Origin of the sequence: Mesobacillus subterraneus, assembly GCF_000934845.1 — a bacterium.
GTDB lineage: Bacteria > Bacillota > Bacilli > Bacillales > Cytobacillaceae > Mesobacillus > Mesobacillus stamsii.
This window is the reverse complement of sequence record NZ_JXIQ01000097.1, coordinates 36,485-49,104: the sequence shown is the minus strand read 5'-3', so window position 1 is coordinate 49,104 and position 12,620 is coordinate 36,485. Positions and strand designations below refer to the sequence as shown.

11 protein-coding genes are annotated in these 12,620 nt (G+C 40.7%); 9 read left to right on the top strand and 2 right to left on the bottom strand.

Going from position 1 to position 12,620, the window contains the following annotated elements; translation table 11 throughout:
• Positions 1–479: 479 nt before the first annotated feature.
• Complete coding sequence (locus tag UB32_RS12500) at positions 480–959, bottom strand: hypothetical protein (RefSeq protein WP_044394247.1); 480 nt, start codon at positions 957–959, stop codon at positions 480–482.
• A 198-nt stretch (positions 960–1,157) separates the two neighbouring features.
• Here UB32_RS12500 and UB32_RS12495 point away from each other — a divergent pair, with 198 nt between their 5' ends.
• The 9 genes from UB32_RS12495 to UB32_RS12455 all read left to right on the top strand — a co-directional run bounded on the left by UB32_RS12495 (position 1,158) and on the right by UB32_RS12455 (position 10,580).
• Positions 1,158–1,400, top strand: coding sequence for a hypothetical protein (locus tag UB32_RS12495; RefSeq protein WP_044394245.1), 243 nt, complete (start codon positions 1,158–1,160; stop codon positions 1,398–1,400).
• Between the two features lie 496 nt (positions 1,401–1,896).
• On the top strand, positions 1,897–2,682 hold the full coding sequence (locus tag UB32_RS12490; protein WP_044394244.1) for a transporter substrate-binding domain-containing protein: 786 nt from the start codon (positions 1,897–1,899) through the stop codon (positions 2,680–2,682).
• Between the two features lie 117 nt (positions 2,683–2,799).
• Complete coding sequence (locus UB32_RS12485) at positions 2,800–3,459, top strand: amino acid ABC transporter permease (RefSeq protein ID WP_044394242.1); 660 nt, start codon at positions 2,800–2,802, stop codon at positions 3,457–3,459.
• Between the two features lie 28 nt (positions 3,460–3,487).
• Positions 3,488–4,210, top strand: coding sequence for an amino acid ABC transporter ATP-binding protein (locus UB32_RS12480; protein WP_084221829.1), 723 nt, complete (start codon positions 3,488–3,490; stop codon positions 4,208–4,210).
• A 261-nt stretch (positions 4,211–4,471) separates the two neighbouring features.
• Positions 4,472–6,034, top strand: a complete 1,563-nt coding sequence (locus UB32_RS12475; protein ID WP_044394261.1) for a BCCT family transporter — start codon at positions 4,472–4,474, stop codon at positions 6,032–6,034.
• A 239-nt stretch (positions 6,035–6,273) separates the two neighbouring features.
• Entirely contained in the window at positions 6,274–6,795 is a 522-nt protein-coding gene (locus UB32_RS12470) for a membrane protein (protein WP_044394239.1), read from the top strand.
• 11 nt (positions 6,796–6,806) lie between these two features.
• Entirely contained in the window at positions 6,807–8,339 is a 1,533-nt protein-coding gene (locus tag UB32_RS12465) for a flotillin family protein (RefSeq protein WP_044394238.1), read from the top strand.
• 124 nt (positions 8,340–8,463) lie between these two features.
• The gene (locus UB32_RS12460; RefSeq protein ID WP_044394236.1) at positions 8,464–9,372 is read left to right on the top strand and encodes a nuclease-related domain-containing protein; all 909 of its coding nucleotides are present in this window, start codon (positions 8,464–8,466) and stop codon (positions 9,370–9,372) included.
• A 737-nt stretch (positions 9,373–10,109) separates the two neighbouring features.
• Positions 10,110–10,580, top strand: coding sequence for a hypothetical protein (locus UB32_RS12455; protein WP_044394235.1), 471 nt, complete (start codon positions 10,110–10,112; stop codon positions 10,578–10,580).
• Positions 10,581–10,612: 32 nt separating this feature from the next.
• Here UB32_RS12455 and UB32_RS12450 read toward each other — a convergent pair whose 3' ends face one another.
• Positions 10,613–12,385, bottom strand: a complete 1,773-nt coding sequence (locus UB32_RS12450) for a methyl-accepting chemotaxis protein (RefSeq protein WP_241768501.1) — start codon at positions 12,383–12,385, stop codon at positions 10,613–10,615.
• Positions 12,386–12,620 lie beyond the last annotated feature (235 nt).

Below are 12,620 nucleotides of genomic sequence, written 5' to 3'. Positions count from 1 at the left end.
ATGAAGCACTAGACAAGGTGCGCAGACAAGAACAGGCTACTCAACCCGAACTAAAACATTCACGCTTTGTATATACAAGGTCTAAAGCCAATAGATGATGAAATAAACATGATTAAGTTTATTGAAAAACAGGAAGTATTGGAAACCTTGACTCATGAAGATACAAGAGCATATTTTACAAGGCACTTTATGAAACAAAATATCTCCTAACTATTGGTACAGAAACGTATCTAAATAATTAACTATGAGGGTGAACTGCGGGTGAAACTCTTTCATAGTACCTCCAAACACACCATTTTACATCGGAAATAGGTCGTTGAAACAGCCGACAAATAAGGGTTCTTCAAATTAATTTGGAATACATCCAACTTGGGAGCTTTCCTTGACAGGGTAGAGGTCGCTGGTTCGAACCCAGTAGGAATCATATTGGAACTGACGCCTGAATCCTTTGATTAACAAGGGATTCAGGCTTTTCTTCTTTACCCGGTTAATTTTGGCCATTTATGGTTTCTAAGGACGTGGTAAATGGAAAGGCCGTCACTGTAATTTTCATTTCCATAATCGACTGGTATCAACGAAAAAGCTGCCAACCAGACTGAAAAATAGGAATATTGGACAAAAAATGTTTGAGGTTCTATGATATTTTTGGAAATCAGAATGTTTAGGACCACTACGGAGCCAAGATTAAAAATTACTCCTCCGGCATGGACTAGAAAGTGGGTAAGCCTATTATTCCATTTTAACTGGCCGTATTCGCAAAAGGCATCCAAAAAATACATGCTATTCAAGATAAAGGGTCCTTTTTTAAAAACTGTTCTCCCTCGTCCAAGTGAAAAACTGAATTTGCCGCCGAACAGCCATGCAAAGAAGGAATGTCCTAATTCATGGACGAGTGAAACAATCGGATAAATGAAAAATAGGGCAAGGAGAAAACTTAAAAAATCTGAAAAACCGAACATGAAGTTAGAACCTCCTTCATAGGGTTAAAAAATAGTCTGTTGAATTTTTCCCCAGGTGAATGATTATAAACGAACTCAGGAACTTAAAAATCAAGATCTAACTTCCTCATTATGGGAAAAGAGAAAAAGTTATTGCCTATACCCTTTCCCTAGAGAAAGAATAGAATAGTACTGAACAAAAATACTGGAGGTGAAATGATGTCAAAGGAAAAACCGGGCAAGGAAATTCATGTTGATCAACTGACAATCTATGCTAAGGAAGTAAAAATCATTCACGACGTGGAAAGAGAGCAGCAAGGGGAAAGAAGGCACCCTTTCGCTTTTTATGGTCCGCGAAAAAGTCAGGCACTTGATACCGATGAAGATCATGAAAGAAAAGAAGAAAGCAACTCTGATGTGGGAGAAGAAGGAGAAGAACGAAAAGGTTTTAGGTGGTTGTAAGGTTCGTTATTGACTTCACCGGAGTTTGATCGCGTCCATTTTTCTTGTCTACCCCTCTGAAAACTTCATAACATCTTTAGAGTAATGCCAGGCCATGCATTTAGTGGTTCTGGCTTTTTTTATATAGTGTGTTTTTTCCGCATATCTTGTCGTACAATGAAGAATCGAGCGCATCGATGAGTATAGGACGGGAATAGGGAGGCTCGCCAAGCTGAGTGAAGGAGAAGAAGTATTATCACCTATTTTCGTTAATTATCAGACAATTAGGATTTTGTATGAATATTACACGATTGTTACAATTATATTTATAAATATATTCTTGTCCAGGTAAACTTATCCTGTGTAAGAGGTCAAAAGAACTGTTTTGCAGAAAAAGTTTCGTTCGGAAGAAAAGAGGGTAGATGATTGCAAGGTTGAATGTTGCGGTTTTCAAATAATTTTATGATGCCGATTAACAGATAAAAAGTTTATAGATTATGAGGGGGAGTTTTAAACAGTGAAGAAAATAGTTTCGTTAATTATTTCTATTGTGACCATTTCAGGTCTACTGGCTGCTTGTGGCAGCGAGGAAACAACATCAGGTGCAGGCGGAATGAAGCTGGCTGAGAACGGAAAGTTCACTTTTGCGTCCTCGGGTGAATTCAAGCCATTCAGCGTAACGAATGGAGAGGGACAGATGACTGGTTTTGACATCGATGTCGCCGAAGCAGTAGCTAAGGAGCTCGGTCTAGAACCGAACCAACAAAAATTCAAGTTTGCGAGCATTGTGGAAGGTGTGAAAACAGGACGCTTTGATGCTGCTGTGGCAAGTCATACCATCAATGAAGAACGGTCGCAGCATGTTGATTTTTCTACTCCATACTACTATTCGGGACCGCAGATTTTTGTCAGACCTGACAGTAAGGTTGAGAAGCTTTCAGATTTAGAAGGATTGGAAATAGCTGTTGCAAAAGGGTCCACTTATGCAACATCTGCTGAAGAAGTGACAGATAATATTGTGCTTTATGACAGTGACGTAACTGCTTTGGAAGCGTTAGCCAACAACAGGCACGACGCTGTTATAACGGACTTTATTACAGGTAAGGAAGCAATTGGCGCTGGCCTTGAGATTGAAGGAAAAGAGCTTCTTGGCCGAAGCGAGCAGGCAATTGCAATAGCCAAAGACAACGATGAACTGCTGAAAAAAGTCAACGAAGCCTTGGATACTTTGAGAGAAAATGGAACGTTGAAAAAAATCAGTGAAAACTATTTTGGTGAAGACATCACGGTCAAACCGGAATAATAGGTTGTTAACTTTGGCGAATGTGCGGTTATCCCGCACATTCGTTTCTGCTTAAATATCCTGTTTGATAACATGAATGAATGAATGAATATGAGCCAATAGGGAGTTGAATGTATTTTGCCAAGCCTAACGCATGTTATAGATGTTTTTTTTGCCACGTATGATGTCTTTCTCAAAGGCATGATGCTCACGTTGCAAGTTACAGCAATTTCGATTTTAATCGCAATTTTTATTGGGCTATTTTTCGCCTTTTTAAAAATTTCAGGAGTCAAAGTATTGCAATGGATTGCGGATGCCTATATTTATCTGGTTAGAGGAACTCCATTAATTGTCCAGATTTTTATCTTCTATTTTGGAATGACGAGTTTTAATATATCGGCCTTCTGGTCAGTAGCACTTGGTCTTGCTTTCCATAACGGGGCGTATATTGCGGAAATCTTCCGAGGAACTATCCAATCCATTGACAAAGGCCAGATGGAAGCAGGTCGGTCTCTAGGAATGAGCAGATCCCTTAGCATGAGACGAATTATCCTGCCACAAGCTTTTCGCCGTGCCCTGCCTCCGCTTGGGAATCAATTCATCATCGGCCTCAAGGATTCATCACTAGCAGCCTTCATTGGAATGTATGAATTATTCAATGTCGCAACAACAATGGGATCAAACGATTTTGACAATATGACCTATTTGCTCATAGTTGCCGTTTACTATCTATTCCTTGTTTATTTGATATCTATTGTAGTTAGATTGCTTGAGAAAAAACTATCCGTAAGTGACTAAGGAGGAAATAAATTTGGACGGACGGGATATGATTGAAGTTAAGAAATTGAATAAATCATTTGGCGATCTTCATGTATTGAAGGATGTCGATATAAATGTCAAAGAAAGTGACGTGGTCTGCCTGATTGGCGCCAGCGGCTCGGGAAAAAGCACCTTGCTGCGCTGCCTGAACTTTTTGGAAATCAAAGATAATGGGCAAATTATCATTGAAGGGGAGGAAATTAATGCTGATAGCCATGATTTGAATAAAGTACGTCAGAAAATCGGCATGGTTTTCCAGCACTTTAACCTATTTCCTCATAAAAACGTGATTGAGAACATTATGGAGGCACCAGTCCATGTGAAGGGTGTCAGCAAGGAACAGGCGATCAAAGAGGCAAAAGAACTACTTGCAAAGGTTGGACTTGCCGATAAAGAAAAAGTATATCCATCCAAGCTGTCAGGTGGACAGAAGCAAAGGGTAGCTATTGCAAGAGCCCTAGCGATGAAACCTGACATCATGTTGTTTGATGAGCCAACTTCAGCTCTCGATCCTGAATTAGTTGGAGAAGTTTTAACAACGATGAAGGAGCTTGCAGAAGAAGGAATGACAATGGTCGTCGTTACACATGAAATGGGATTTGCCCGCGAGGTGGCTGATTGGGTTGTATACATGCATGGAGGCAGAATCGTCGAAGTCGGACGGCCAGAAGAGTTTTTTGAAAATCCAACAGAAGAACGCACACGTGAGTTTTTAAGCAATATTTTTTAATGTTTGAACGCTTAGGCTTCTAAGCGTTTGTTTATTGGACGGGAACAAGCGGGAAAAGTTCGTTGCGTTGAGGATATTTAAGGGAAAAAGAATGCAGAATACAAATTAACTAAAAAGAATAAGAAAGAACGACTTCTCTGGTCGGCAATCCGAGGCACAGGACGTGGCATTCTAGGCGGGCAGCGTTTGTCGGGGCTGACCAAGGCGCTTGCGCTTTTCTTTTTGCATTACGGAAAAATCATAGATCTTATGGAGGCTGACATGCTCAAAAATATTTTATCGAACTTTGTTTTTACAGTTTCAGCTGCGGTGATCTTATTGTTCGTCGTAGTTGGTGCTGCCATGCCTAAGAGATTTGGCGCGGTAGCTGGTGATTTGTTTCGATTTACGACGGTGAATTTTGGCTGGTTCTATTTGCTTGCCGTGTTCATTATTGTTTTATTCCTGATTGGACTGGCTGTTAGTAAATATGGATCCATCCGCCTTGGCGGTGAAGGAGAAAAACCTGAATTCTCCTTTTTCACCTGGATTGGCATGCTTTTTTCAGCTGGATTCGGAGCAGGGCTTGTTTTCTGGGGAATCGCAGAACCAATGAGTCATTTCTTCGCTACTCCGTTTTCAAATATAGAAGGGGAATCCCGCAGTGCAGCAAGAGTTGCGATGGGATATTCCTTTTTTCACTGGGGTGTAAGTCAGTGGTCCGTGTTTGCGATTGTTGGATTGGTAATTGGTTTCCTTCAGTTCAGGAAACAAAAAGACGGCTTGGTTTCTACAGCTCTTGAGCCGATTACAGGTACAAAGCCTGTAGTGAAAAATACGATTGACACACTCGCAGTTATTGCAACGGTGATGGGAATCGCCACATCTGTGGGGCTTGGTGTTCTGCAAATGAATGGCGGATTGAATGCTGTTTTTGATACGGAGAATTCAATCATGATTCAATTGGGGATTATTTTAGTCATTTTCATTGCCTATATGATTTCTTCTTCCACTGGGCTTAATAAAGGAATTGCGATGTTGAGCAATCTAAATCTAGGACTTGCCCTGGTTCTCTTATTGTTCGTTCTGATTGCCGGGCCTACTGTTTTTATTTTGGAAAGCTTCACACTTGCAATCGGGGATTATTTTGCCAACTTCATTCAGTACAGCCTCAGGCTGCAGCCTTACCAGGAAGGAACCTGGACAAGGGACTGGACAATCTTCTACTGGGCATGGGCTATTGCCTGGTCGCCATTTGTTGGGGCATTCGTGGCCCGGGTTTCAAAGGGCAGAACAATACGCGAATATATTTTTGGTGTCATGGTGATTCCTCCTGTGATCGCTTGTCTATGGATTGCCGCATTCGGCGGGACGGCATTATGGAATGATCTGCAGAATGACACGGGTATTGCTGCAGCAGTCGATGCTGATTTAACATCTGCTTTATTCAAGACATTTGAAGTTTTACCAATGTCAACCATCCTATCGATTCTATCGATTATTTTGATTTTCACATTTCTGGTCACTTCAGCAGATTCAGCAACCTATATCCTTGCAAGTATGACCACATCTGGAAGCTTAAATCCTCCCATTTTTGCTAAAATTGTCTGGGGTACACTAATGGCTGCTATTTCTGCAGTCCTTCTATACGCCGGTGGACTGGAAGCTTTACAGACTGCTTCCTTAATTGCCGCACTTCCATTTACAGTCTTGCTTCTGCTGTTGATATTTTCGATCCTTAAGCTCCTGAAAAAAGAACCATTGCCAATTAGACCGGCAGATTTAAGGAGATTCAGGAGACTGGAGAAAGCGGCAAGCAATGAACAGGATAAAAATAAAAAATAATGCCAGGAAGCCTGCAAACAGATTTAGACTGCAGAGAGGGTCGATTTCCATCGAATCTCTTTGCGGTCTTTTTTCGCTAAGCTTATTTTCGGTCAAGGACTAATTTGCATCCAGTGAAGGAGAAATGAATCATTTTAATAAAGCTTGAAACTTTTTTCCAGTTCAATCGTATTACATATCAAGAAATATATGGAATAAGGGAGGGTAGGAATTTCGATTTTAGCGAGGGGTGATTGGGCATGCCGATAGAAACAATTTACTTATACGGATTGGTGATTTCGGGTGTTATCACGATTCTTTATCTTTTTTTCGGTGACGCCCTTGAAGGACTGACAGAAGCAATTCCTTTTGTGAATCCGACATTGATTTTTTCATTTGTGACAATTTTTTCTGCAGGGGGATATTTAAGCGAAATTTTCACTAGGCTGAACAGCTTGTTGATTGCTGGAGCAGCAGCCATTATTGCTCTTATTCTTGTCACTTTAATGAATGTGTTTGTGTTACTTCCTTTATCGAAAGCTGAGGAGTCACTTGTCTACAAAGAGAGTGACTTGCGGGGAAGAATTGGTACCGTCATCACTGGGATTCCGTCAGATGGATATGGGGAAGTCTTGCTTGAGAATATAAGTGGCCGCATCTCCAAACCGGCAGTCAGCTTCACAAACACCAATATTCCTTATGGCAAAAAAGTACTCGTGATCGACATTGAAAACGGAGTGCTGCAAGTAAAATTATATGAAGAATTAGAGACCGATTTTTAGGAGGAGAAGGTATGGATCTAATGTTTATCGTAATTGGTTTTGTAGTTTTTTTACTCATCGCATTGGTCGCCGTTTTCATCACAAAATACAAAACGGCTGGACCGGATGAAGCCTTGATTGTGACAGGAAGTTTCCTTGGCAGCCGCAATGTGCATACAGATGAATCGAATAATAAGATCAAGATCATCAGGGGCGGGGGTACATTCATCCTTCCGGTGTTTCAACAATCTCGCCCGCTCAGCCTGCTGTCCAGTAAACTTGAAGTAACAACTCCGGAGGTCTACACAGAACAGGGAGTACCCGTGATGGCAGACGGTACTGCGATAATCAAAATTGGCGGATCCATTATTGAAATCGCCACTGCTGCTGAACAGTTCCTTGGCAAGTCAAAAGAAGATCGGGAAAATGAAGCGAAAGAAGTATTAGAAGGGCATCTTCGATCGATTTTAGGATCGATGACTGTCGAAGAAATCTATAAAAATCGTGATAAATTCTCCCAGGAAGTCCAGCGCGTTGCTTCCCAGGATCTTGCAAAAATGGGATTAGTGATTGTTTCGTTTACGATTAAAGATGTCCGAGACAAAAATGGGTACCTTGATTCTCTAGGGAAACCTCGAATTGCCCAAGTAAAACGTGATGCAGATATCGCAACTGCTGATGCAGAAAAAGAAACACGCATCAAAAAAGCGGAAGCAGATAAAGAAGCGAAGAAAGCCGAATTTGAACGTGCGACTGAAATCGCCGAAGCTGAAAAAATCAATGGGTTGAAAAGGGCTGAGTTCCGCCGTGAACAAGACATTGCCAAGGCTCGTGCCGACCAAGCATATGACCTCGAAAATGCCCGAGCCCAGCAAGAGGTAACAGAACAGGAAATGCAGGTCAAGATCATCGAGCGCCAAAAGCAAATCGAGCTCGAGGAAAAAGAAATTCTCCGCCGTGAACGGCAATATGATTCCGAGGTCAAGAAAAAAGCCGATGCAGACCGCTACTCAGTTGAGCAATCTGCAGCCGCAGACAAAGCAAGACAAATCGCCGAAGCAGATGCAAATAAATACCGCATTGAAGCAATGGCTCGTGCCGAAGCAGAAAGAATCCGCATGGATGGACTCGCAAAGGCTGATGCCGAGCGAGCACAGGGGGAAACAGAAGCTGAAATCATCCGCCTGAAAGGAATCGCGGAAGCAGAGGCAAAAGAAAAGATTGCCGAGGCATTTGAACAGTTTGGCCAGGCAGCTATTCTCGATATGATCGTAAAAATGCTTCCTGAATACGCGAAGCAGATAGCAGCTCCTCTTGGCAACATAGATAAAATTACCGTTGTCGATACTGGTAGCAGTGGGCCCAATGGCGGAGCAAACAAAGTAACCAGCTATGCGACGAATTTAATGTCAACACTCCAGGAATCACTAAAAGCATCATCAGGTATTGATGTCAAAGAACTGATCGAGAACTTCTCAGGAAAAGCCAATGTCAAAAACAGCATCGAAGCATCTACAGATGAAATTCGGAATGGAATTCAAGCAAAAGTAAAGCAGGAAGAATAGAAGGAAAACCCGTCTGAAGAAACAAATTCAGGCGGGTTTTGTATGCGGGGAAAATGTTAACGAAATATTCATAAAGATGGACGGCTAATTAGATTACAATAAACTTAAAGAAAGGAAGTGGCATATGATACTTAAAAAAAGATCGGAATCGTTGGAATTAATTGCATCTAGGTGTTTAAACACTAGAATGGAGTGGTCCTCAAAAGAAAAATTTCATCTTGCAAATCTGGAAAAGGGATATAAAGGAGAGGTTGAATTTGATCGGTTGACTGATAACCTTTCAGAAGAAAGGTATATAATTGATGATCTTTTGCTTGAAGTAAATAATTCTTTTTTTCAAATTGATAAGGTAATAATTAGTGGGGCGTTGATCCATCTATTGGATGTGAAATATCATGAAGGGGATTTTTATTTAGAATCAGATAGACTTTACTCAGTGAAAAATGGCAAAGAATACAAAAATTCTGTTATCCAATTAAAGCCGAGTGAGACACTATTTCGTCAACTACTTCAAAACCTCAAATTTGATTACCTCGTCCAGGCTTCTCTTGTTTTTAACAACCTAGAATTCACGCTATATCAAGCCCCTATGGACCAGCCAATTATTTTACCAACCCAGATAAATCGTTTTTTAAAAGAACTAAATGATACACCTTCTAAGTTAGGTCAGAATCATAAACTACTCGCCCAAAAATTACTTGAATTGCATCATGAGAAAAATCCGTATACCACTCTGCCAGACTATAATTATGAAAAATTGAAAAAAGGGATGTACTGCCATATTTGTGGTTCATTTAAAACGGAGATTAAAAATTTTGATTTGGTTTGCGGTAAATGTGGTGAACAGGAAAGGATTGAACAAGCTGTTCTGCGATCTATTCAAGATTTAAAAATTCTCTTTCCGGAAATTAAAATAACGACGCAGATTATCAATGAATGGTGCGATGGAAAAATCAGTAAGAAAACAATTACGAAAGTTTTGAAGAAGAACTACGTATCAACTGGTAGGACTTCTGATACTTATTATGAATAACTCTCATAGATTAATGGAATAAGTTCGGACAGGTTTCAGGGAAAATAGGTCAAAGTAGTCCAAAGTAGGTCGGAGTTCGGACAGGTTTCGGACAAAACCGGCAAAAGTAGTCCGAAGTTAGCCAAAGTTCGGACAGGTTTCAGGAAAAACCGGCAAAAGTAGTCCGAAGTTAGCCAAGGTTCGGACAGGTTTCAGGGAAAATAGGTCAAAATAGTCCGAAGTTAGCCAAGGTTCGGATAGGTTTAGGGGAAAACAGGCAAAAGTAGTCCAAAGTTCGGACAGGTTTCGGACAGAACCAGCAAAAGTAGTCCGAAGTAGTCCAAAGTTCGGACAGGTTTCGGGCAAAACCGGCAAAAGTAGTCCGAAGTAGGCCAAAGTTCGGACAGGTTTCAGGCAAAACCGGAAAAAGTAGCGAAGTAGGCCAAAGTTCGGACAGGTTTTAGGAAAAACAGGCAAAAGTAGTCCGAAGTTAGCCAAGGTTCGGACAGGTTTCAGGGAAAATAGGTCAAAGTAGTCCGAAGTTAGCCAAAGTTCGGATAGGTTTAGGGGAAAACAGGCAAAAGTAGTCCGAAGTAGTCCAAAGTTCGGACAGGTTTCGGGAAGAAGTCCAATGGGTCCGGACTGCTTTGGTTCTGTCTGAATAAGGCTTTGACAATAATAAAGTAATTTTTTGTTATGTGTTTGCCAAATGTTATAATGAACAGAATCATAAAATCTTTCTGAATCTGGAGGCAATTATGCTGACTTTTGATCAAAAACTTTCCATTATTGAATCTTTCCAAGAGCTTGAACGAAAAAATGTTTCTATGAACCGTGTGAACTTTCATTATCCAGATAGCAGCTATGATAAGAAAATTGTTGTCTATCACTTACATCCAAACGGAAATGGGTATGTCTATGGAGAATTTTTAGATGGATATGAGTCTGATGGGAAGGGGATGGTGAATATTCGCGATTTTACTGGGGACGAGCTAAAAACGATCATTGAACTCTCCATTGAGTCACTTACAGCTAGCAATACGATTGAATCAGCTATTATCGAAGACTATAAAGACGAGCGCTGGGTCAATACAGAGAATCACACGCTAATCTTAGTTCATGAAGAAGACAGCTGGAATGTATATGCCGGCCTAAATTTGGATGGCACATTTCTATCTTATAATGAAGCAAAACAGTATTTAGAAGAAGAAGGATTCAGGAAAAGATAAAAAGGATGCCACAGGCATCCTTTTTATCTTTTCTATAATTTAAACTGGGCGGTCAGTTTTTCTAACTCTAAAGCTGTTTGTTGCAGGGTTTTCGTTGTTTCATTCACATTTTCAGCGATTCGCAATTGTTCCTGAGTCGATTGATCTGTCCGGCTAGTTCCTGCTGCAATCTGCTGGGAAGCCTGTGAGACGGTGTCGAGTGAGTTTGTGATTTGTTCGATCGCAATCACCTGCTGTTCAATCGCCGAAGCAATATTGTTTGAGTTATCCTCAATCTCTAAAGTGGTTTCATATATATCCTTCAGTGTTTCTTTGGCGTGAGTGGACAGGTTTTTATTGTATTGTACTGCTTCTCTTGTCTTAAAGATGTAATCTACTGCATTGCGTGTATTTTGGACATTTTCATTTACAATGGTAATAATGGTTGCAGCTGACTTCGCACTCTCTTCAGCAAGCTTTCTGACTTCACTTGCGACCACTGCAAACCCTTTTCCGTGTTCACCAGCCCTTGCCGCTTCTATGGCTGCGTTCAATGCCAACAGGTTTGTTTGGTCCGAAATGGTGTTAATGATCTTAACGAATTGGGTAATTTTGTCTGATTGCTTTTCCAGCTCTGTAATAATATTAGCCAGATGATTTGTGTTTTCGTCAACTAATTCCAGTCCCTCCAGCATTTCATCAATCCTTTTCGTGCCTTCTTTGGAAGTGGCAGTTGAATTTTTGGCAATGAAGCTAGCCTGCTGTGCGGAAGCGTTAATTTCTTCAATTCCTGCATTGATTTCTTCCAATGTTGCTTGCATTTCCTCAATATTGGCATTCTGTTCCTGTGTACTTGCTGCCGCCTGTTGGTTCGCTGCCGTTAATTCCCTGATGGCTTCAACAGAGCTGGAAGCAACACTTGATAACCCTGTTGTTTCATTGGAAACTTCCTTCGTGCTTGCTTGCACCTGTGAAACCAAGGTGCGAAGCGATGAAGTCATTACATTGATGCTTTCTGCTAAGGCACCGATCTCATCTTTTGAACGTACCTTGATGTCATCTTGCGATAAATCACCATTTGCAATATTCGACGTCAAATTTTTAATCTTATTTAATGGTTTAATCAGCCTTGAAACCAAGATATACATAGCTGTGCTTGAAAGGAGCAGGATAATGATCGACATGACCCAAATCCCTGCAACTTCACGATTGATTTTCTTATTGATTTGGGAAACGTCAAACTCGACCCCATATAAGGCAATTGCCTTTCCGCTCATGTCGGTAATGGGAGCAAACCCGGTCATTTTTGCCCCAGTATCTGACTTAAATATATCCGTAGTCGTTCTTTTGTTTTCCTTAAAAGCCTCCATTGCAGCTTGATCAAACGCTTTTCCGCTGGAATATTGTGAACCATAGGTGAGGTCATCCTTCATCATTGCTGAACTCATCGTTGGAACGATGAATTTATTTCCATCCTGAGTGATCAAATAGAGATTATGTATTAAGGGGTTTTCCTTAAGAATTAGATCCATTTGTTTTTGCATTGAAGTGACACCGGGATTGTTCTTAGATGGATTGCCGATGATGGTATTAGCTTTTCCAACGGATACCTGATCCGCCAATAAGCTTGAAATGGTCATGAGTTCAGCTTCCATTGACTCGAAATTACTGGACTTTATCGTATACTGGGCATATAAAGTTGTTGCAATTGCAAGGATAAGGATGGAAATGATACTCAAGGAGACGATCTTCAGCTTTAAACTCATATGCCCTTTGAGTAGGGGTCCGACTGCTTTTTTCTTTTTAACAGCGATCTTTCTTTTCATAAAACGCAATTTGTCCACTCCTTTTGATTCTGCCTAGCGAAAATATCGTTATTGTTATTTTCGGTAAAATTTAAAAATAGTTAAGCGGAAAATTCTAAATTAAGATTATGCATTCTTACTTTTAAAAGTTTCGAATACTTGGACTAAGTGAATAAAAGGTGTTAGCTGTTAAACAAAAGGGTATAATGTAAAGAATGATTTCAATGAAATTTTGAAGGAACTGCTCTGTAGGAGG

Bases quoted from the DNA above. Each gene is read 5' to 3' on its own strand.
- UB32_RS12500 (WP_044394247.1), bottom strand. From the start codon at position 959: ATGTTCGGTTTTTCAGATTTTTTAAGTTTTCTCCTTGCCCTATTTTTC.
- UB32_RS12495 (WP_044394245.1), top strand. From the start codon at position 1,158: ATGTCAAAGGAAAAACCGGGCAAGGAAATTCATGTTGATCAACTGACA.
- UB32_RS12480 (WP_084221829.1), top strand. From the start codon at position 3,488: ATGATTGAAGTTAAGAAATTGAATAAATCATTTGGCGATCTTCATGTA.
- UB32_RS12475 (WP_044394261.1), top strand. From the start codon at position 4,472: ATGCTCAAAAATATTTTATCGAACTTTGTTTTTACAGTTTCAGCTGCG.
- UB32_RS12470 (WP_044394239.1), top strand. From the start codon at position 6,274: ATGCCGATAGAAACAATTTACTTATACGGATTGGTGATTTCGGGTGTT.
- UB32_RS12465 (WP_044394238.1), top strand. From the start codon at position 6,807: ATGGATCTAATGTTTATCGTAATTGGTTTTGTAGTTTTTTTACTCATC.
- UB32_RS12460 (WP_044394236.1), top strand. From the start codon at position 8,464: ATGATACTTAAAAAAAGATCGGAATCGTTGGAATTAATTGCATCTAGG.
- UB32_RS12455 (WP_044394235.1), top strand. From the start codon at position 10,110: ATGCTGACTTTTGATCAAAAACTTTCCATTATTGAATCTTTCCAAGAG.
- UB32_RS12450 (WP_241768501.1), bottom strand. From the start codon at position 12,385: ATGAAAAGAAAGATCGCTGTTAAAAAGAAAAAAGCAGTCGGACCCCTA.